Source organism: Bifidobacterium myosotis (assembly GCF_002259745.1).
Lineage (GTDB): Bacteria > Actinomycetota > Actinomycetes > Actinomycetales > Bifidobacteriaceae > Bifidobacterium > Bifidobacterium myosotis.
Genome location: NZ_MWWW01000028.1, coordinates 39,610 through 61,513 on the forward strand (window position 1 = coordinate 39,610; position 21,904 = coordinate 61,513).

The window sequence follows — 21,904 nt, forward strand, 5'->3', positions numbered from 1 at the left end:
TGAGATAGCGGCTTTGGGATACCGGATGGCGACGACTCACACGGTCCGAATGCCGGGAGACTGCTAACCTGTTGATGTCGAAATCCGCGGCATGGGGAAACAGGCCCGAAAGCCGCGGATGACAACGGAAACGCGAAAGGTGGAGCGGGTGGAAACCGTCAAGGTGCTGATGCGGCACATCGGGGAATTCAGGCGGGATGCCATCCTGACCCCGCTGGTGATGATCGGCGAGGTCATATGCGAGATGATCGTGCCGCTGCTCATGGCCACGCTCATCGACGACGGCGTCGAGAAGGGGGACATGGGCGTCATCGTGCGCACGTCCCTTATCATGCTCGTGGTCGTGCTGTGCGGCCTGACGGTCGGATGCCTCGGCTCGGTGTTCGGCTCGAAGGCCGCCGCCGGCTTCGCAAGGAACCTCAGGCAGGACCAGTACGACAACATCCAGACCTTCTCCTTCACCAACATCGACCGGTTCTCCACGCCGAGCCTCGTCACGCGCCTGACCACGGATGTGATGAACATCCAGAACGCGTTCATGATGATCATGAGGATGGTTCCGCGCGCCGCAAGCTCGCTGATCGTCGCGATGTGCATGGCGTTCGTCGTCTCCGGGCGCATGGCCCTCATCTACCTCGGCGCCGTGATCTTCCTCGGCATCGTCCTGGGCGTGCTCATGAACATCGCCGCACGCTTCTTCCGCCGCGCGTTCCCCGAATACGACGTGCTCAACGAGAACACCGAGGAGAACATCACCGCCATCCGCGTGGTCAAGGCGTTCGACCGCGGCGACATGCAGAACGAGCTGTTCCGCACGATCTCCAAGCGCATCTACGACATCTTCATGAAGGCCGAACTGACCCTCGCCGCCGTCAACCCAGTCATCCAGCTCACCGTCTGGGCCTCGATGCTGCTCATCAGCTGGTTCGGCGCGAACCTCATCGTCGCGGGCGACCTCACTACCGGCGACCTGACCTCCCTGCTCATGTACTGCATGAACATCCTCATGAGCCTCGTGATGCTGTCGATGACCATCGTGATGATCACGATGTCGTCCGCCTCCGCGCGCCGCGTGGCCGAGGTGCTCACCGAACGGGCCGACATGCCCGTGGCCGAGCATCCCGTCATGGTCGTCAAGGACGGGGCCATCGACTTCAACGACGTCGATTTCAGCTACCCCGAGGTCACGCTCTCCGAAAACGACCCCACCGCCAAACGTCGCGCCGACATGGCCTCGAGGATCACCGGCACGAGACGACGCGAGCGCGTGCTCGACGACATCGACCTGCACATCCCCTCCGGCGCGGTCGTCGGCGTGATCGGCGGCACCGGCTCGGCCAAGACGTCGCTCGTCAACCTCATCCCTCGCCTCTACGATGTGACCGGCGGCGAGGTCATGGTCGGCGGCGTCGATGTGCGCGACTACGACCTCGACACCCTGCGCGACAACGTCGCCGTCGTCCTGCAGAAGAACGTGCTGTTCTCCGGCACCATCGCCTCCAACCTCAAGTGGGGCGACCCGAACGCGACGCTCGAGGACATGCGCCGCGCCTGCCATATCGCATGCGCCGACGAGTTCATCGACCGGATGCCCGACGGCTACGACACCGTGGTCGAACAGGGTGGACAGAACCTGTCGGGCGGCCAGCGGCAGCGCCTGTGCATCGCCCGCGCCCTGCTCAAACACCCCAAGGTGCTCATCCTCGACGACTCCACCTCCGCGGTAGACACCGCCACCGACGCGCGCATCCGGCGCGCCTTCGCCACCGAGATGCCCGAGGTCACCAAGATCATCATCGCCCAGCGCGTCTCCAGCGTGCAGGACGCCGACATGATCGTCGTCATGGACGACGGGCGCATCCACGGCGTCGGCACGCACGCCGAACTCGTGGCGAGCGACGAGATCTACGCGAGCATCGTCGAACTGCAGACCAAGGGCGGCGGCGACTTCGACGAAGCCGCGATGGGCGACCATGACGAATCGCACGATGAATCGCACAATGAATCGGAGGTGAAGTGATGCCGGGACCAAGGGGCAACGCGGGCAGGAACGCGGCCGCAGCCAAGGACTACCTGAAGATGGGCCACCCGTGGCGCACGTTCACGCGTCTCATGGGCGACCTCTTCTCGCACTACGGCGTGCAATACGCGCTCATCATGGCGTGCATCCTCGCCACCGTGTTCGCCAACGTGCGTGGCAACCTGTTCATCCAACGGCTCATCGACGACTACATCATGCCGCTCGTCCACGCGAATCCCGCCGAACGCGACTTCGGCCCGCTGCTCGGGGCCATCCTCGGCCTCGCGGGCCTGTATGCGGTAGGCGTCGCGGCGACGGCGGTGCAATCCGTGCTCATGGCGTTCGTCACCCAGGGATTCATGCGCCGGCTGCGCAACCGCATGTTCGGCCACATGCAGAAGCTGCCGCTGGGCTATTCCGACACCAACTCGCGTGGCGACGTGATGAGCCTGTACACCAACGACATCGACACGTTGCGCCAGATGGTCTCCCAGTCCATCCCGCAGATCCTCACCTCGGTGCTTCAGCTCGCCATGGTGCTGGTCTCGATGATCTACCTGAGCGTGCCGCTGACCGGTGTGATGCTCGTCATCGCCGCGGTCATGGTGCTGCTCACCAAGGTGCTCACCGGCCGCTCAGGCGCGCATTTCTCGCAGCAGCAGAAATCGGTCGGCAAGCTCAACGGCTTCGTCGAGGAGATGATGAGCGGGCAGAAGGTCGTCAAGGTGTTCACGCACGAGGAGGCCGCCAAACGCGACTTCCGCGAAGTCAACGAGAAGCTGTACGACGCCTCCAACAAGGCGAACAAGTTCGCCGGATACTTGGGGCCCATCAACAACCAGCTCGGCTACATCGGCTATGTGATGTGCGCGCTCATCGGCGGGGCGCTCGCGATGACCGGTGCCACGGGACTCACGCTGGGCGCGCTCGTGAGCTTCCTGACGTTCGTCAAGAGCTTCACGATGCCGATCTCCCAGGTCTCCCAGCAGCTCAACTCCATCGTCATGGCGCTGGCCGGCGCCGAGCGCGTCTTCGCGCTGCTCGACGAGCGGCCCGAGGGCGACGACGGCCGCGTCACGCTCGTCAACGTCACGCGCGACGACTCCGGACGGACGGTCGAATCGCAGGAACGCACCGACGACTGGGGGTGGAAGGACCCGTCCGACGGGCATATCACGCCGATGCGCGGCGATATCCGGCTCGACCATGTGAACTTCAGCTACGTGAAGGGCAAGGAAGTGCTCCACGACATGACGATGTTCGCCAAGCCCGGCCAGAAGATCGCGCTCGTCGGTTCGACCGGCGCCGGCAAGACGACGATTACCAACCTCATCACCCGCTTCTACGACATCGACTCCGGTTCGATCACCTACGACGGCATCGACATCCGGAACATGCGCAAGGGCGATCTGCGCCGGTCGCTGGGCATGGTGTTGCAGGATACGCACCTGTTCTCCGGGTCGATCATGGACAACATCCGCTTCGGACGGCTTGACGCCACCGACGAGGAGGTGAAGGCCGCCGCGCGCCTCGCCAACGCCGACACCTTCATCGCCAAGCTGCCCGACGGCTATGAGACGCAGCTTGCGGCCGATGGCGCGGCCCTGAGCCAGGGGCAGCGGCAGCTGCTCGCCATCGCGCGCGCCGCGGTCGCCGATCCGCCCGCGCTGATCCTCGACGAGGCGACCTCGTCAATCGACACCCGAACCGAATCGCTGGTCCAGCATGGCATGGACGAGCTGATGAAGGGGCGCACCACGTTCGTTATCGCGCATCGCCTTTCGACGATCCGCAACGCCGACTGCATCATGGTCATCGAGTCCGGGCGCATCATCGAGCGCGGCACCCATGACGAGCTCATCGCCTTGAAGGGGCGGTACTACACGCTGTACACCGGGCTCAAGGGGTGAGGGGAAGGGCCGTGCCGGTAGACACGGCCTAAAGCGTTACAGCGTTGCAGCGTTATATCGTTGCAGCGTTACAGCCGCACGCCGAGGGAGGCGAGGGAGTCGCGCGCCGCGATGGCGCCCGAGAAGAGGATGCCGTGGATGCCCACCTCGTTGGCGCCCACGATGTTCTTGGCGGTGTCGTCGAAGAAGACGCACCGCTCGGGCGTGAGGCCGAAGCGTTCCATGGTCAGGTTGTAGATGTCGGCGTTCGGCTTGTGCATCTTCTCCACGCCGGAGACCACCGTGCCGTCCAGCAGCTGCTCGAGGCGCGGGAACTTCTCGAAGGCGAGATGGAAGGTCTCGTGCGACCAGTTCGTCAGACCCCACACGCCGTATCCATGGCGCTTGAGATCGGCGAGCAGTTCGGTCATGCCCGGCAGCGTGCGCGGCAGCGCATCCGCGTAGTGCTCGATGTAATAGCGGAAGATCGCCGCGATGTCCTCGCCCTGCTCGCGCACCACATCCGGGTAGATGCTGTCGAAGTCCTCGCCGGCGTCCATACGGTCCTCATAGCGGAAGAAGCCGTGCGGATCGTCGGGCGCGCAGATCGCGGCGACCACGTCGTCCGGGAAGTGGCCGGTCAGGCACGCGCGGGTGTCCCAGTCGAGCAGCACGCCGCAGAAGTCGAAGATGACATCGGTGATGGTGGTGGGGGAGTCAGCCATACAAGCTCCTTATATATCCGGGTATCCGGGACTATCGTGGTCCGCAAACCAGTGTACGGATGCGGCGGATATCCGGCGGGCGCTGGTGGTCCCATTGCGGTTGCGGGGTGTCTGCGGGTGGTACTGCGGGATGGCAGTGTGGGTGGCACTGCGGGTAGACAGAAGCATTTGCACGCCGCCGAAAAGCGGAGAAAACAGGCAATGTGCGGCCGTCTGACCAACCTGTCTGACCAACAGTTGCCGGCGCGAAAGCGGCGGTGTTAGCAAAGTGTTAGCAAATCGCCGCCAGTTTCGCATAGGTACGTATGCAAGCCGTAAAAACCGTCACAATTCCTGCACCGAATCCATACGATTAAGAATCGCAATGACCCGATGACGTCGTCGCGCAGCCCCAGAGGGGAGGCGGAACGCGGCATCGGGTTTGTTCGATGATAAGGAGAAAGACATGCCCTGGTGGGTAGATGTTGCCTACGTTGTGGGCACAGTGGCGTTTTTCGTTCTCGTTGACCTGTTCGGAAAGCTGGTGGACAGGCTATGACCACGTTCTTCACTGTGCTGGGTGTCGTGCTGGGTATCGCGGGAATCGCATACATGTTCTATTCCCTGTGCCGTCCCGAGAAGTTCTGAACTGTACTGAGAGATCTTAGGAATCAAAGGTTCATCACATGGTATATCTTTTTGCGATCATGGCATTCGCGCTGATTGCCATCATCCTCGCGGCGATCTACAAGCCGCTGGGTGACTACATGTACAACGTGTTCACGACCGACAAGGATCTCTTCTTCGAGAAGTGGATCTACAAGATCATCGGCGTGGACTCCAAGAAGGGACAGACCTGGAAGGCATACCTGCGCGGCGTGCTCGGCTTCTCCCTCCTGAGCGTGCTGGTGCTCTACCTGCTCCAGCGCGTGCAGCAGTGGCTGCCGTTCTCGCTGGGCTTCCCGAACGTCGAGGGCCCGCTGGCGTTCAACACCGCGGCCTCGTTCGTGACCAACACCAACTGGCAGTCCTACTCGCCTGACGTGACCCTTGGCTACACCGTGCAGTTCGCCGGCCTGGCCGTGCAGAACTTCGTGTCCGCGGCCGTCGGCATCGCCGTGGCGATCGCGCTGGTGCGCGGCTTCGCCTGGCGCAAGTCCGAGACCATCGGCAACTTCTGGGTCGACCTCACCCGTTGCACCCTGCGCATCCTCATGCCGATCGCCATCGTCATGGGCATCATCCTCATGGCCCTCGGCGTGGCGCAGAACTTCGCCGGATTCGTGCAGGTGAACACCGTCGCCGGCGGCACCCAGACCATCATGCAGGGCCCGGTGGCCTCCCAGGAGGTCATCAAGGAGCTCGGCACCAACGGTGGTGGCTTCTTCAACGCCAACTCCTCGCACCCGTACGAGAACCCGAACATGTGGACCAACATCATCGAGATCCTGCTCATGCTGTGCATCCCGGTGGCCCTGACCCGCACCTTCGGCCGCATGGTCGGCGACATCCGCCAGGGCTACGCCCTGCTCGGCGCCATGGTGATCCTCTTCGGCATCAGCTTCTTCTGCGTGGTGACCGCCGAGTCCTTCTCCAACGACCCGATCACCGCCCTGACCGGCGGCTCGATGGAAGGCAAGGAGACCCGCTTCGGCATCGTGTGGTCCGGCCTGTTCGGCACCACCTCGACCTCCACCTCCACGGGCGCCGTCAACTCGATGCATGACTCGTACACCGCCTTGGGCGGCATGATGTACATGCTCAACATGATGCTCGGCGAGGTCAGCCCGGGCGGCGTGGGCGCCGGCCTGTACGGCATCCTCGTGATGGCCGTCGTGGCCGTGTTCATCGCCGGCCTCATGGTGGGCCGCACTCCTGAATACCTCGGCAAGAAGATCGGCCCTCGCGAGATGAAGATGGCCTCGCTCTACTTCCTGGTCATGCCGATCACCGTGGTCGTGGGCGTCTCCCTGAGCTTCGCCCTGCCGTTCGCCCGCCAGTCGATTTTCGACACCTCGCTCAACAACAGCGGCAACCACGGCTTCTCCGAGGTCGTGTACGCCTTCACCTCGGCCGCGAACAACAACGGTTCCGCGTTCGCCGGCATCACCGCCGACACCCCGTGGCTCGACACCGCGCTGGGTCTGGCCGTGCTGCTCGGCCGCTTCCTGCCGATCGCGCTGGTAATCGCACTCGCCGGCTCCCTTGCCAAGCAGGACAAGGTGCCGGTGACCTCCGGCACGATGAAGACCGACAACGGCCTGTTCGTCGTCCTCCTGGTGTTCGTTATCTTCCTGATTTCCGCGCTGACGTTCTTCCCGACGCTTGCTCTGGGACCGTTGGCAGAAGGTTTGGTGGCGTGATATGACTTCCGCAACTGCGAACGACGTCGCGAACAACGCGAGCTCCATCGCGAACGACGTCAAGAACTCCAACAACAAGTCGCTTGGAGCCATGCTGGGCAAGAGCCTGCCGGACGCGTTCCGCAAGTTCGACCCCCGCAACATGTGGCACAACCCCGTCATGTTCATCGTGTGGGTGGGCGCCGCGTTCCTGACCCTGCTGGGCATCTGCCAGCTGTTCGTCCCCGCCCTGGCCAACGGCGAGCCGGTGTACTTCACCTGGATCGTGGCCATCGTGCTGTGGGCCACCGTGCTCTTCGCCAACCTCGCCGAGGCCGTGGCCGAGGGGCGCGGCAAGGCGCAGGCCGACGCGCTGCGCAAGACCCGCACCACCACGCCCGCCCGCATCGTGCGTGGCTATGACGAGAAGAACGACCCGGACGTGCGCGCCCCGGAGCGCGGCGAGGGCCCGACCTACGTCGAGGAGATTCCGAGCTCCGACCTGAAGCTCGGCGACGTGGTGATCGTCTCCGCCGGTGAGCTCATCCCCGGCGACGGCGACATCATCTCCGGCATCGCCTCCGTGGACGAATCCGCCATCACCGGTGAGTCCGCCCCCGTGATCCGCGAGTCCGGCGGCGACCGCTCCTCCGTGACCGGCGGCACCCGCGTGCTCTCCGATCGCATCGTGGTGCGCATCACCCAGAAGCCCGGCGAGTCCTTCGTGGACAAGATGATCGCCTTGGTCGAAGGCGCCAACCGCCAGAAGACCCCGAACGAGATCGCTCTGGACGTGCTCCTGAGCTCCCTGACCATCATCTTCCTGGTCGTCGTGCTGTGCATCAACCCGCAGGCCTCCTCGGTCGACACCTCCGTGAGCCTCACGGTCCTGATCGCCCTGCTCGTCTGCCTCATCCCGACCACCATCGGCGCCCTGCTCTCCGCCATCGGCATCGCCGGCATGGACCGTCTGGTCCAGCACAACGTGCTCGCCACCTCCGGCCGCGCCATCGAGGCCGCCGGCGACGTGACCACGCTGCTGCTCGACAAGACCGGCACCATCACCTACGGCAACCGTCAGGCATCCGAATTCCACGCCCTGCCCGGTGTGGACCACGACGAGATGGCCAAGGCCGCGGCCCTGAGCTCGCTGGCCGACTCCACCCCCGAAGGCCAGTCCATCGTGGCCCTCGCCAAGTCCGAGGGCTTCGACCTCGAAGAGGTGCCGGGCGCGCTCGATGTGCCCTTCACCGCCGAGACCCGCATGTCCGGCCTCGACCTGCCGAACGGCGACCGCATCCGCAAGGGTGCCACCTCCGCCGTCGAGGCGTGGATCGAGAAGGAAGGTGGCGCCATGCCCGTGGAGGTGCGCGACGCCCTCCACGAGAAGGTCAACGCCATCTCCGGCCAGGGCGGCACGCCGCTGGTCGTCGCCGAGCAGTACGCGAACGGCGAGGTCAAGGTGCTGGGTGTGGTCCAGCTCAAGGACGTCGTCAAGAAGGGCCTGAAGGAGCGCTTCGCCGATCTGCGCAAGATGGGCATTCGCACCGTCATGGTCACCGGCGACAACCCGCTCACCGCCAAGGCCATCGCCCAAGAGGCCGGCGTCGACGACTTCATCGCCGAGGCCAAGCCTGAGGACAAGCTCGCCTACATCAAGAAGGAGCAGGCCAAGGGCCAGCTCGTCGCCATGACCGGCGACGGCACGAACGACGCCCCTGCCCTCGCCCAGTCCGATGTCGGCGTGGCCATGAACTCCGGCACCTCCGCCGCGAAGGAGGCCGGCAACATGGTCGACCTCGACTCCGACCCGACCAAGTTGATCGACATCGTGGCCATCGGCAAGCAGCTGCTCATCACCCGTGGCGCCCTGACCACCTTCTCCATCGCCAACGATGTGGCCAAGTACTTCGCCATCATCCCGGCCATGTTCATGGAGAAGTTCCCGGGCCTCGGCGTGCTCAACATCATGGGCCTGCACAGCTCGCTGTCCGCCGTGCTGTCCGCGATCATCTTCAACGCGATCATCATCGTGCTGCTCATCCCGCTGGCCTTGAAGGGCGTCAAGTACCGCGCCGAGGCGAGCGAGAAGATCCTGGGCCGCAACCTCAAGGTCTACGGTCTGGGCGGCATCATCGCGCCGTTCATCGGCATCTGGATCATCGACCTGTTCGTCCGTCTGATCCCGGGCTTCTGATTCCCGCTTACGGACATTAGGAAAGAGTGAATGTTATGAAGAACACCATCTCATTGAACCTGCGCAGCTATTGGGCCGGGTTCAAGGCCGTGATCGTCTTCACCGTCATCGTCGTGGTCTACACGTTCGTGATGGCCGGCATCGGCCAGCTCGGCATGCCCGACAAGGCCAACGGCTCGATGATCACCAACTCCCAGGGCGAGGTCGTCGGCTCCTCCCTGATTGGCCAGTCCTTCACGGATGAGAACGGCGACGCCCTGCCGCAGTACTTCCAGTCCCGTCCGTCGGCCGCTTCCGACCCGAACAAGGACGAGGACAACCAGGGCTACTACGGCGGCGCCTCCTCCGGCACCAACAAGGGCCACCAGGACGAGGACCTCATCAAGAGCACCACCGAACTGCGCGAGGCCATCGCCAAGCGTGAGGGTGTGAGTGTCAAGGACGTCCCGGCCGACGCCGTGTCCGCCTCCTCCTCCGGCCTCGACCCGGAGATCAGCCCGGAGTACGCGGCCATCCAGGTCAAGCGCGTGGCCAAGGAGCGCGGCCTCAAGGAGGAGCAGGTCGAGCAGCTGGTCAAGGAGAACACGACCGGTCGTGGCCTCGGCTTCATCGGCGAGTCCACGGTCAACGTGGTCAAGCTCAATCTGGCTCTTGACGAGCTCAAGTAACCGGTTACCAACCAAGTAACGAGTTGCAACCGTTCATCGGGGGTGATGGCGTGAAGTGTCTGCGCCATCACCCCTGATGGCGTTTATCGTATACAGTCGTATACAGGGACGTCCGCGCGATGGCCGCGGATGGCGACCAGTCGACGAATCGAACAGGGGAGAGTGTATGGCAGAGGCGAGAGGGACGTTCAGGGTGCTGCTGGGTGCGGCGCCGGGCGTCGGCAAGACCTGCGCGATGCTTAAAGAAGGGCATCGCCTGCAGGAGGATGGCAAGGACGTGGTCATCGCCCTGCTCGAGACGCATGGGCGCACCGCCACCGCTAAGGCCGCGGAAGGACTCGAGACGGTGCCGCGCCGCCATGTGCGCTACCGCGGCATGTGGCTCGAGGAGATGGACCTGTTCAAGATCATCGAACGCCACCCGCAGGTGGCCCTCGTCGACGAGCTGGCGCACACCAACGCGCCCGGCTCCGTGCACAAGAAGCGCTGGCAGGACGTCATGGACCTGCTTGACGCCGGCATCGACGTGATCACCACCATCAACGTCCAGCACATCGAATCGCTCAACGACGTGGTGCGCGAGATTACCGGCAGCACGCAGAAGGAGACCGTGCCGGACAAGGTGCTGCGCTCCGCCTCGCAGGTCGAGCTGGTCGATCTGCCGCCCGAGGGCCTGCGCGAACGCCTCGCCGCCGGTTTCGTCTACAAGCCGGACCGCGTGGACGCGGCCCTGAGCAACTACTTCCGCGTGGGCAACCTCACCGCCCTGCGTGAGCTGGCCCTGCTGTGGCTCGCCGGCCGCGTGGACGAGGCGCTGAAGACCTACCGCGAGGAACACCACATCAAGGCCAAGTGGGAGACGCGCGAGCGTGTGATCGTCGCCCTGTCCGGTGGGCCCGAGGGCGAGCAGCTGCTGCGCCGTGGCGCCCGCGTGGCGCGTGCATCCGGCGGTGGCGACCTCATCGCCGTGCACGTCACCCCCGAGGACGGGCTCGCCGGCTCGAACCCGGCGCTGCTCATCAAACAGCGCGAGCTGGTCGAGGAGCTTGGCGGCACCTACCATCAGATCGTCGGCGAGGACATCTCCGAGGCGCTGCTCGACTACGCGCGCGCCAACAACGCCACGCAGGTGATCGTCGGCGTCTCGCGGCGCGGTGCCATTGCGCGCTGGCTCGGCCGGCCCTCGACGCCCAACGGCATCATCGAGAAGTCCGGCGACATCGACGTGCACATCGTCACCCATTCGTTCGTCAACCGGGGCATCCGCATGCCCTCCTCGAACCATACGCCGATGGCTTGGACGCGACGTGCCGCCGGGTTCGCATTCGCCGTGTTGTCCGCGGCGCTTACCGGATGGCTGCTGTACCTGTTCAGCGACGTGCAGTTCGCCCAGCGCGATGCCCTGCTGCTGCAGCTGATCGTGGTGGTCTCGGCCGTCATCGGCGGGCTCATGCCGGCGGTGCTGTCCGCCGTGCTCTCCGGACTGCTGCTCGACTTCCTGTATACGGAGCCCATCGGCACATTGCATGTGGTGCGTGTGCAGGATTTCGTGACCATCGTGTTGTACGTGATGGTGGCCATCATCGTCTCCGCGGTGGTGGACCGCGCCGACACCATCGCCCGTCAGGCCAAGCGCGCCAGCGCCGAATCGGAGACGCTGGCCAGCGTGGCCGGGGCCGTGCTGCGCAGCGACGACCCGTTGCAGGCCATCGTGCACCGCACGCGCGAGGCCTTCGGCTTCTCCTGCGTGCGCGTCGTGCAGGACAACCGGGTCATCATCTCCGACGGCGAACCGGGAACCCGCGCGAGCGAGGAGACCGGCACCGACATCACCACCCCCATCGAGGAGCCGGAGACGATTTCGCTGTCCGACCATGGGCCGTCGCTCAAACTCTACGGCAAGACCATCGAGGCTTCCGACCAGCGCATGCTGCTGGCCATCCTCTCCCAGATCCAGACCGTGCTCGAGCACAAGGATCTGGAACGCAAGGCCAGCGAGATCGGCCCTCTTGCCGCCGCCGAGAAGGTGCGCACCGGTCTGCTCAACGCGGTCAGCCACGACCTGCGCAGGCCGCTCGCCTCCGCCACCGCGGCCATCTCCGGCCTGCAGCGCATGGGCGACACGATGAGCGAACGCGACCGGCGTGATCTGCTCGCCGTGGCCTCCAACGGCCTCAAGCACCTCACCAAGCTCGTCACCGACCTGTTGGACGTCTCGCGCATCCGCGAGGGCGCCCTGCCGCTGTCGCTCGTCGCCACGGATGTGGGCGAGGAGATCATCCCGCTGTTCGACGAACTCGGCATCGGCCCCTGGTCCATCGACCTTGACATCGCCCCCGACCTGCCGCTGGTGGTGGCCGATCCGGCGCTGCTGCGTCGCGCGCTGTCCAACGTGCTGGTCAACGCCATGCGGTTCAGTCCGTCGGACAAGCGCGTACGCCTGTCCGCCTCGTCGTTCAACGGCGTGGTCGAAATCCGCGTCGCCGATCAGGGACCGGGCGTGCCCGACTCGCGCAAGGACGACATCTTCCTGCCGTTCCACCGTCTGGGCGATACCGACAACACCACCGGCCTCGGACTCGGCATGGCCCTGTCGAAGGGGTTCGTCGAATCGATGGGTGGCTCGATCAGCCCCGAGGACACGCCCGGCGGCGGTCTGACCATCGTGATCACGCTGCGCGAGGCCGATTCGAAGCTGCTCGCCGGCCAGGTGATCCCGCCCGCCGAACGGCCGAACCCGGCCGACATCCTCGAGAAGGACACGCTCAACGTGTCGGATGCCGTCTCCGATGTGATTCTGCCGCTGCCCGGGCGTGGGCGGTCCGATGAACGCGGACTTGACCGGTTCATCACCTACGGCATCATGAAGGGCGGGAAGGATGAGTCCGCAGCCGTTGACAGGGCCGACGGGCGGAAGTCCGGGGCCGGTGCCCACGATGCCGCTGATGCCGACGGCGGGAAGGGTTCTGGCGCCAGCTCCGACGGCAAGGACCGGGACGGCGACGCAGCGGGGAGGCAGACGCATTCCGCCGAGGAGCCGTCGCCGGTGGACGATCATGACGACGAGATAGTCGCGCCGGTCCCCATCCCGGTGAACGGTGCGGACGAGGACGACGGTCATGCCGGGCATACCGGTCATGACGCCGATGGAGCCGGACGGCCCGCCGCAGGCGGTGACGGTTCGGCACAGGATTCGTGAGAGGAGGCAAGGTGATGAAGATTCTGGTGGCGGACGATGATCCGCAGTTCCTCAAGGCGCTGAAGATCACCCTGCATTCACAGGGGTATGACATCGTCACCGCGCGTGACGGCGTCGAATGCATCACGGTGGCGGTCGAGGAGCATCCCGATCTGTTCGTGCTGGACCTCGGCATGCCGCGCATGGACGGCATGGGCGTGATCCAGGGCGTGCGCGGATGGACCGAGGCCCCCATTCTGGTGGTGTCCGGCCGCACCGACGCGCGCGAGAAGGTGGCCGCGCTGGATGCCGGCGCCGACGACTACGTGACCAAGCCCGTCTCCATCGACGAGCTTCTGGCCCGCATCCGCGCCCTGCTGCGTCGCGTCACGCAGGAGAACGCGGCGGAAAGCGAGACGCCGCTGGTGCATTTCGGCGACGTGACCGTGGACCTCAACGCGCACGCGGTGTTCCGCGGCGGCAAGGGACGCGAGGTGCGTGTGCGCCTGACGCCCACCGAATGGAAGGTGCTCGAGGTGCTGGTGCGCAACGCCGGCAAGCTGGTGACCCGTCAGGATCTGCTCACCTCGATCTGGGGGTCGCAGCACGTCAAGGACACCGGCTACCTGCGTCTGTACATCTCGCAGCTGCGCAAGAAGATCGAGCCCGATCCCGCGCACCCGAAGTATCTCAAGACCGAAACCGGCATGGGCTACCGTCTCGACACCGACGGCGAACCCGAGGTGTGAGGGTTTTCGCTGGTGCGTGCGTGTCTGGTCCGTCGCACCGTACCTCGTTTGGCCGCATCATGACGGACCGGACGCACACATCGTCCGTTTCGGTACGTTTGGAGGCCGTTCGACGGCCGTTTTCGACGGTATGTATGCGGCGTGACGAGGTATCCGCGTACATACCGTCTGTTTGAGGCTGGTTTGGGACGGTAAGTACGCGGCCATATCGTCGGGCCGCATACTTACCGTCCCAAACCAGCCTGTGTGGTGCTTCTGCCACGGCGATGCGGTCGCGACGGAAGACGGAAAAGGCCTGCGCGCCGGCCGATGCGTCACGCGACGACGTCGGCGATGGCCTCCGGGATGGCGCGAATCACGTCGCCGGCCACGATGGGGTGGCCCAGGGTCATGAACCGCTGACGGCGGCCGTGGCCGACCAAATCGGGCTCCTGCCACCCCTGCTGTTCGGATTCCGAAGCGATCGCCGCGGCCATGCCGTGCAGATACGCGGCGGCGGCCACCGTTTCGGCCGTGGTGATCTCGTCATCCTGCTGCGCCAACAGGGCGCCGACCAGACCGGCCAGCACATCGCCCGCACCGGCCGTGGCCAGCCATGCGGGCGCACTGCCGGAGACGTAGGTGTGGTCCTCATCCACCACGATGGTCACGGCGCCCTTGAGCAGCACCGTCGCACCCGTAAGCTCATGGGCACGACGCGCGCAAGCCAGCGGATACGCGGTCACGTCGCGCGCGGTGAAGGCGGCAGCCGGTTCGTCCGGCGTTACGGATGATGACGGCGTATCGGTCGCGGGGGAGGCGGCACGGGAATCGCCGGTGACGTCGGGCTCGGATTCGTCGGCCGTGGGGAAGGAGACGGTATTGGATTCAGTCCCATCGGACTTGGATTCAGCGGTTTCAGGGCTGCCGGTGCCCGTACCGGTACTGGCGGAGTCGATGCCGGAATCCGCGTTGCCATCGAAGCCGACGGTGTCGTGGGCATCCTCTGCATCAGCCGCTCCGGCGTAGCCGCCGGCCTTCGGCGACGCGTCATCGGCCCGGGTCCCGGCCCGACCGGCCTCAAGCCGGTTGAGCAGCGCCGCCATCTCACCGGCGTGCGGCGTGATGACCACCTGACCGGGCACGCGGTCAGGCAGCAGATCCAACGCGCCGGCGTCCACGACCACCGGCGGCATGTCGTAGGCGGCGTCGTCCACCGCCGGCTCGCCGTCCAACGCATAGTGCCTGAGCAGCGCGGCGATGGTCTGGCGCTGGAGGTCGGCGTCGGCGCCGTCCGCGTCGCCCGACGGCACGCCGGAACCCACCACCCAGGACTGCACATGCCCCTTGCCCAGCACCGCTTCGGGCAGGGCAGCAAGCACCATGTTCTGTGCACGTTCGGGGCCGAGGTAACGCACCATGCCGGTGTTCGCGCGGGCCGCGGCGCGGGCGGTGAGCACTGCGGCGCCCGGGTAGCGTTGGGAGCCGGTCACGAGGCCCACCACGCCGCGCGAATACTTGCCGTCATCGACATGCGGCAGGCGCACCGCATCGGAGGCGAACGTGTTGTCCACCACCTCCACGGCCGGCTCCACGTCGTCGATGTCGAAACCGAAATCGACCAGTTCGATGCGTCCGGAGCCGAACGTGGCCGGCGGCAGCACCGCGCACGGCTTCATCGCGCCGAACGTCACCGTCACATTCGCCGGCAGATACGGTCCCGGCAGCGAGCCATCGTCCACGCCCACGCCGGATGGCGTATCGACGGCCAGCACCAGCGGGAAGTCGCCGGACGATTCGCGGCCCGGCAGTGCGGATTCGTCCGGCACCTCGCCATCGAGGCCCAACGCGGAGGCCAGCGCCGCGGGGATGCCGCGCAGCACGCCATGAATGCCGATGCCGGTCATCGCGTCGATGATGAGATGCGACTTCGACGCCAAGGAGACGGCGGCCTGCAGCCGTTCCCCTGCCTCGCCGGCGGAGAATCCGGACGCGCATCCGGGAATCCCCGCCTCCGGGTCGAGCACCAGCACCTTGCCTCCCGCACGCACGAACGCGGCGAACCCCTCCTCGTGCAGCGTGCGTCCCACGGCCACGGCGGTCACGGCCGCACCCTCCTGGGCCAGTGCGGCGGCGGCGAACAGACCGTCGCCGCCATTGTCGCCGGCGCCGGCGAGCAGCACGATCGACGTGTCCTCAAGCGCCAGATCCTCGTCATCCAGCATCCCGGCGGCCGTATGGGCCACGGCCTGGGCTGCCATGCGCATCAGCGGCACGCCCCTGTCCAACAGCGGCCGTTCCATGACCCTCACCTGCTCGGCGGCATAGGCGCTGTGCAGCAGCAGTTCGCGGCGATCGGCGTCATCGGCGTATTCCATGGCAACCCCCTTCGAAAAACACATGTTCCCTTGACGATTCTAGTGGCTCGCCGAGCGCCGGGATGGCGGTGTCTTGCCCATTCTTCACGCCTTCCGCTACCATGGTGCGTTGGTTTATTTCGGGATTCATGATTCAAGGAAAGCGTTAGGTGAGGCATGGCGATTGATGCACAAGGTCTGGAGATTCAGATCGGCGCGCGTACGCTGCTGCATCCCACCGACTTCCACGTCGCGAAGGGCGACAAGATCGGTCTGGTCGGGCGCAACGGCGCCGGCAAGACCACGCTCACGCGCGTGATCACCGGCGATATGCTGCCCACGGCCGGCAAGGTGCACGTCTCCGGCAAGCTCGGCTACCTGCCGCAGGACACGCATGCCGCCGATCCGGAGCAGTCCGCGCTCGACCGCATGATGAGCGCACGCGACATCGCCACCATCATCAGCCGCATGCGCAAGGCCGAGAAGGAGATGACCGACCCGGACCCGGACGTGATGAGCAAGGCCATGAACCGCTACGACAAGGCCATGCAGGACTTCGAGAAGGCCGGCGGCTACGCGGCCCAGTCCGAGGCCACCGCGATGGCGGCATCGCTGGGGTTGCCGCAGGAGGTCATGGAGCAGAAGCTCGGCACCCTGTCTGGTGGTCAGCGCCGACGCATCGAGCTGGCGCGCATCCTGTTCTCCGACGCGGATACGCTCATCCTCGACGAGCCGACCAACCACTTGGACGCCGATTCCATCGAATGGCTGCGCGGCTTCCTCAAGAAGTACGAGGGCGGATTCCTTGTGATCTCCCACTCCACCGAACTGCTTGATGAGACCGTGAACAAGGTGTGGCATCTGGACGCGCAGCTCGGCCAGATCGACATGTACTCCCTGGGATGGAAGGGCTACCTGCACCAGCGCGTGGTGGACGAGGAGCGCCGCCGCCGCGAGCGCGAGGTGGCCGAGAAGAAGGCCGAACGCCTGATGAAGCAGGGCATCCGCCTGCACGCCAAGGCCACGAAGGCCGTGGCTGCGCAGAACATGATGCGCCGCGCCGAGAAGCTGCTTGAGAACACCTCGACGGCCGAGAAGAAGGAGAAGGTGGCGGACATCCGCTTCCCGGAGCCCGCACCCTGCGGCAAGACGCCGATCATGGCCAAGGACATCTCCAAGGCGTACGGCTCCAACATCGTGTTCGCCGGCGTGAACCTCGCCATCGACAAGGGCTCGCGCGTGGTCATCCTCGGCTACAACGGCGCCGGCAAGACCACCACGCTGCGCCTGCTCGCGCATATCGAGGAGCCGGACACCGGTTCGGTGGACTACGGCCACGGATGCAAGATCGGCTACTTCGCGCAGGAGCACGATACGCTGGACCTCAACGCCACCGTGCTGGAGAACCTCACGCATGTGGCGCCGGAGCTCAACGACACGCAGGCCCGTTCCATCCTCGGCTCGTTCCTGTTCTCCGGCGACGACGCGATGAAGCCGGCTCGGGTGCTCTCCGGCGGTGAGAAGACCCGTCTGGCGCTGGCCACGCTGGTGACCTCGCGTGCCAACGTGCTGCTGCTCGACGAGCCCACGAACAACCTCGACCCGGCCTCGCGCGAGGAGATCCTCAAGGCCATCGCCAAATACGAGGGCGCGATCGTGCTCGTCACCCACGATGAGGGCGCGGTCGAGGCGCTCAACCCCGAGCGCGTGCTGCTCATGCCCGACGGTGACGAGGACCTGTGGAACGACTCGTACCTCGAGCTGGTCGCCGAGGAGTAGCGGCCGCAGAGGGTGCTCGCATAACGGGTGCGCGGCCTACGAGCGGACAGCCACAATCGGCGGTTGGCCCGACGATGCCCGACGATGCACACGACAGGGCCGGTTATTTCAGGTAGTTTTGTAACGGGACAGCAATCGGACGCAAGGAGCCATTATGACCACCGCAACAGGCCAGAAGATCGCCATCGTCACCGGCAGCGCGCTGGGACTCGGCTACGAATTCGCCAGCCAGCTCATCGCCAAGGGCTGGCTCGTGGCCGGCATCGACTTCAACGCCGAACGACAGGCGGAGCTTACCGCGCAGTGGCCGGCCGAATCATACCGGGCCTATGTAGGCGACATCACCGACGAGGCGTTCGTGCGCGCCTCCGTGGCCGACATCGCCGCGTTGGGCCACATCGACTTGCTCATCAACAACGCCGGCCAGCCGTCGTTCAAGGTGCCCACCGCCTACGAGGCCGCCGACGTGGACAAGTGCCTCAAGGGACTCAAGGGCATGATTCTGTGGACCGTGGAGACGCTCAAGGCCTGCGGCGAACAGGACGTCAAGATCGCCCAGATCATGAGCACCGCGGCCACCCGAGGCAATGCGAACGAGAGCGTGTACTGCGCCACCAAGTGGGGCGAGAAGGGCTATACCAAGAGCCTGCAGGCGGCATACAAGGGCACCAGCGTCAAGGTGGTGGCCGTCTACCCGGGCGGCATCGACACCGCCTTCTACCGCGACAGCCATGATTACGTGTCCGAGGCCAAGCAGCACACCTTCATGCAGCCCGGCCCGCTCGCCGAGGTCATCCTGTTCAACCTCGTCAACGAGGCGAACCTCACCGTCACCGACATCGAAATCAACCGCAACAGCTGATGCCGGTTCCCGGTCGACCGGTCGCGCGGCGGTGATCACCGATTGCCGTCAGTGTCCTGCGTATCCAATCGAGTCTGGCCTCCTGCCGACTCGTCGTGATTTGAGGCCAAGAGTCGCAGGGGGTGAATGTGCCGAGTGCATTCGTTGGCGATGGTGATTCGCCAACGAATGCGACGCGCCGGTGATTCGCCAATACCTGAGGTAAGAGCGGGACGCAAACGCATTTCGGCTGATTTTGCGTTTGCGTCCCGCTCCCATTTCACTCGCTTTATTTGGGGATTATCGAGGAATGGCGGAATTCCAAGGATTTGGAGTCCTTGGTAGTGGGACGGAAGTGCAATTTCGCCGGTATTGCGTTTGCGTCCCGAATCCGAGTGGGACGCAAACGCAGATTCGCCGATTTTGCACTTGCGTCCCGCTTTTGAGTCGCTACGGAGCGTCATTAGAGCCGCTGAAGTTCACATGCCGTGCGGATACCACAGTGCTCGACGGCCGTTGGCGGAAGAACACCGCCTTGTGTTCGGCTGTAGGTATTCGGCGGGGCGAAGGTTGCGGTGCCTAGCATGCCGCGTCGGAAATTCGTTGACGAATTCGCTACCCCCTCAGTCCCGCTTCGCGGGCCAGTTCGTCCTGCAATTACGGACGCGCTTCGCGCGTGTTCTGCTGGCTCGCCTGTCGGCTCGTACGTTGCCTACAAACAGCTCCGCTGTTTGCTTCACGGCAACGTCCTAACAAGGGGAGCCAAAAACATAATCAACGAATTCATGACGCAGGACGCTAGATCTTTGTCATGCGATGCTCGCGGTGAACTCGACTACTGCAGGTGATGCAACGCGCGGATGATCGTGCAACGGTCCTCCGCGGTGCCCTCGTCGGCACACATCGTGGCGTACCAGCGCGGGTTGCGCAGGGTTTCCGTGGCTGAGGCAGACGCGGTGCCGTCGGTATGGACGTTGGCATCCGGCTCTCCGCCGATGACGGTATCCTCGCCGGGCCTGTTCCCGGCAGATTCGTTCCTGTTGGACCGGTGTTCCCCGGAGCCGGCCTGACCCTCCTTGCCGCCGTCTGTTCCACTGGACACCAAGGTGTGCAGGTCATTGGCGTACTGGAAGTGCAGATGGCTCAGCAGTCCGCCTTCGGCGAACGCCTTGCGCGAGGGCAGGGGTGCGATGGCCAGCAGCCAGCGGAACGGGCTGTCCTCGGCATTGGGGTCGTCGGTCGTGAACACGAACGTGGGGGATCCTTCCAGACCGTGCGCGATCACATGGTCGAGCCGGTAGTCGTAGACGTCAAGGCTCGTGTTGTCCTCGGCGAACCATTCGATGCGGATCACCGCGCTGGCCGTGACGCCGGCGGCGGTTGCGGTGTCGGCGTTGTCGCTCGTACCGCCGCTGGAGGTGTTGGTCGTATCGCCGCCTGTGGTGCCATTCACGTCGCCATCGGTCCCATCCGGCTCGCTCACCCGCCACCAGCCGATGTGGATGATGTTCTCCGGGCTCGTGGTGGTGCACGCCATCGACCAGAACGTTCGGATGCCGTGGGCGGCCATCGGAGCCATCCGGGGATTGGCGAGCACCGCTCGCTCGGCGGCCTCCCAGGTCTGCTGGATGGCGGTGTCGTCCGAGTCGATGTAGTGCTCGAAGCTTTCCCAGTCCCCAAGCCAGTCGGCGATGTCGAATGCCGGTGCGTCCGGAGTGCCCAGCGTGTTCGCTGTGTTCATGATTGGTTCCTTTCCAGATTGATGATGCGATCGCACCAGCCGGCGGCCAGCTCCTCATCGTGCGTGACCACGAGAATCGCCTTGCCGCGGGCGGCCAATCGGCGCAGCAGTTCGCCCACCTGCTCCATATGGTAACGGTCGAGGCCGCTGGTCGGCTCGTCGAGGATGATGAGGTCCTTGCCGCACATCAGCGCCGAGCCGATGGCCACGCGTTGCTTCTGCCCGCCCGACAGGCTCATCGGATGCCGGTCGGCGAACGCGGTGAGATCGAGGTCGGCGAGCACCCGGTCGGCCTGCGCGACCACGGACGGGTCGGTTTCGTCCAACCCGATCATGAGCTCCTCGCGCACGCTGTCGGAGAACAGCTGATAATTGACGTCCTGCATCACCATGAATCCGGCGCGCGTGAGGTCGCGCGGCCTGGCCCTCCGACCGTTGAGCATGATGGTGCCGCCGGCCGGCTTGACGAGCCCGGTCAGCGTCTTCACGAACGTGGTCTTGCCGCAACCGTTGTGGCCCATCAGCCCGGTGATCTCACCGGCGTGGAAGCACATATCCGGTACGCGCCGGGTGAAGCCGTCGCGGCCGCGATAGCCGATGGCGAGGCCGTGCGTGGCAAGCAGCGGCGCTGTATCGGAGACGGCGGAGGAGGTGGAGGCCGACGCCGGATTCTTCTCCATCTGCGCGATCCGCCTGCGATATGGCTCGAGGTCGAGCGCGCGCAGACCCATCGCGGCGATGCAGCCGGGGGAGAGCGCCAAGAATTCGCTGGCCTCGTACTCCCTGACGATGCGGCCGCCGTCGAAGACCACGTACCGGTCGGCCACACCGTTGAGCCATGCGAGCCGGTGCTCGGCGATGACGATGGTGAGCCCGTCGGCCTTCATTCGCTCGATCATGACGCGCATGTCCGCGATGGCGTGCGCGTCGAGATTGCTGGTCGGTTCATCCAGCACCATCAGTCTCGGGTCCAGCACGCTCGCCGCCGCCATCGCGATGCGCTGCTTCTGTCCGCCGGACAGGTGGAAGATGCTGCGCCCGAGCAGTGGTCCGATGCCGAACCGGTCGGCCGCCGACGCGATGCGCCGGTTGATGTCGTCCGCCGGCAATCCCATGTTCTCGGCGGCGAACGCCAGCTCGTCGGTGACGTTCGCGTTGAAGTACTGGGTCTTCGGATTCTGGAACACGCTGCCGACCAACGGCGTGAGCCGGTCGATCGGCACGGTCGTCGCGTCGAGGCCGCAGGTGATCTGTCGGCCGGTGAACTCGCCGTGGAAGAACTGCGGAACAAGGCTGTTGACTATGCGGGAGTAAGTGGTCTTGCCGCAGCCGCTGGCGCCGCACAATACGATGCACTGTCCTTGATGGACGCCCAAGGAGACGTTGCGCAAGGCCGTTTCCTGCGCATGCTCGTATCTGAACGACACGTTGTCTGTTTTGCATTCCATGTCGGATGGCTC

The 21,904-nt window shown here is 65.1% G+C and carries 13 protein-coding genes; 9 read left to right on the forward strand and 4 right to left on the reverse strand.

Annotated elements, in window-relative coordinates; all coding sequences use genetic code 11:
• Nucleotides 1-148: 148 nt before the first annotated feature.
• Both BMYO_RS10185 and BMYO_RS10190 read left to right on the forward strand, forming a co-directional pair.
• Nucleotides 149-2,020 carry an ABC transporter ATP-binding protein gene (locus BMYO_RS10185; protein ID WP_233428258.1) on the forward strand — a complete coding sequence of 624 codons (1,872 nt, stop codon included), beginning with the start codon at nucleotides 149-151 and terminating at the stop codon, nucleotides 2,018-2,020.
• Nucleotides 2,020-3,930 (forward strand): ABC transporter ATP-binding protein, encoded by a 1,911-nt coding sequence (locus tag BMYO_RS10190; protein WP_169834136.1) that lies wholly within the window; start codon nucleotides 2,020-2,022, stop codon nucleotides 3,928-3,930. The genes BMYO_RS10185 and BMYO_RS10190 overlap by 1 nt, the downstream gene beginning before the upstream one ends.
• A 68-nt stretch (nucleotides 3,931-3,998) precedes the next feature.
• On the opposite strand, the gene BMYO_RS10195 is transcribed toward BMYO_RS10190, so the two are convergent.
• Complete coding sequence (locus BMYO_RS10195) at nucleotides 3,999-4,634, reverse strand: HAD family hydrolase (RefSeq protein ID WP_094668358.1); 636 nt, start codon at nucleotides 4,632-4,634, stop codon at nucleotides 3,999-4,001.
• Nucleotides 4,635-5,299: 665 nt separating this feature from the next.
• Between BMYO_RS10195 and kdpA the strand changes: the two genes are divergently transcribed.
• The 5 genes from kdpA (at nucleotide 5,300) to BMYO_RS10220 (ending at nucleotide 13,747) form a co-directional block, all read left to right on the forward strand.
• Nucleotides 5,300-6,976 (forward strand): potassium-transporting ATPase subunit KdpA, encoded by a 1,677-nt coding sequence (kdpA, locus tag BMYO_RS10200; protein WP_094668359.1) that lies wholly within the window; start codon nucleotides 5,300-5,302, stop codon nucleotides 6,974-6,976.
• Between the two features lies 1 nt (nucleotide 6,977).
• Entirely contained in the window at nucleotides 6,978-9,152 is a 2,175-nt protein-coding gene (gene kdpB / locus BMYO_RS10205; protein ID WP_094668360.1) for a potassium-transporting ATPase subunit KdpB, read from the forward strand.
• A 35-nt stretch (nucleotides 9,153-9,187) separates the two neighbouring features.
• On the forward strand, nucleotides 9,188-9,820 hold the full coding sequence (gene kdpC / locus BMYO_RS10210; RefSeq protein ID WP_094668361.1) for a K(+)-transporting ATPase subunit C: 633 nt from the start codon (nucleotides 9,188-9,190) through the stop codon (nucleotides 9,818-9,820).
• Nucleotides 9,821-9,986: 166 nt separating this feature from the next.
• Nucleotides 9,987-13,019 carry an ATP-binding protein gene (locus BMYO_RS10215; protein ID WP_094668362.1) on the forward strand — a complete coding sequence of 1,011 codons (3,033 nt, stop codon included), beginning with the start codon at nucleotides 9,987-9,989 and terminating at the stop codon, nucleotides 13,017-13,019.
• A gap of 14 nt (nucleotides 13,020-13,033) precedes the next feature.
• Nucleotides 13,034-13,747: a response regulator gene (locus tag BMYO_RS10220; RefSeq protein WP_094668363.1), complete on the forward strand. Its 714-nt coding sequence runs from the start codon at nucleotides 13,034-13,036 to the stop codon at nucleotides 13,745-13,747.
• 314 nt (nucleotides 13,748-14,061) lie between these two features.
• On the opposite strand, the gene BMYO_RS10225 is transcribed toward BMYO_RS10220, so the two are convergent.
• Nucleotides 14,062-16,104 carry a bifunctional ADP-dependent NAD(P)H-hydrate dehydratase/NAD(P)H-hydrate epimerase gene (locus tag BMYO_RS10225; RefSeq protein WP_094668364.1) on the reverse strand — a complete coding sequence of 681 codons (2,043 nt, stop codon included), beginning with the start codon at nucleotides 16,102-16,104 and terminating at the stop codon, nucleotides 14,062-14,064.
• Nucleotides 16,105-16,260: 156 nt separating this feature from the next.
• Between BMYO_RS10225 and BMYO_RS10230 the strand changes: the two genes are divergently transcribed.
• Together BMYO_RS10230 and BMYO_RS10235 are read left to right on the forward strand one after the other, a co-directional pair.
• Nucleotides 16,261-17,862: an ABC-F family ATP-binding cassette domain-containing protein gene (locus tag BMYO_RS10230; protein ID WP_094668365.1), complete on the forward strand. Its 1,602-nt coding sequence runs from the start codon at nucleotides 16,261-16,263 to the stop codon at nucleotides 17,860-17,862.
• Nucleotides 17,863-18,016: 154 nt separating this feature from the next.
• A complete protein-coding gene (locus tag BMYO_RS10235) occupies nucleotides 18,017-18,724 on the forward strand; it encodes an SDR family NAD(P)-dependent oxidoreductase (RefSeq protein ID WP_094668366.1) in 708 nt (235 codons plus the stop codon).
• Nucleotides 18,725-19,538: 814 nt separating this feature from the next.
• Here BMYO_RS10235 and BMYO_RS10245 read toward each other — a convergent pair.
• Nucleotides 19,539-20,444: a hypothetical protein gene (locus BMYO_RS10245; protein ID WP_233428259.1), complete on the reverse strand. Its 906-nt coding sequence runs from the start codon at nucleotides 20,442-20,444 to the stop codon at nucleotides 19,539-19,541.
• Nucleotides 20,441-21,892 carry an ABC transporter ATP-binding protein gene (locus BMYO_RS10250; protein ID WP_233428260.1) on the reverse strand — a complete coding sequence of 484 codons (1,452 nt, stop codon included), beginning with the start codon at nucleotides 21,890-21,892 and terminating at the stop codon, nucleotides 20,441-20,443. The genes BMYO_RS10245 and BMYO_RS10250 overlap by 4 nt, the downstream gene beginning before the upstream one ends.
• Nucleotides 21,893-21,904 lie beyond the last annotated feature (12 nt).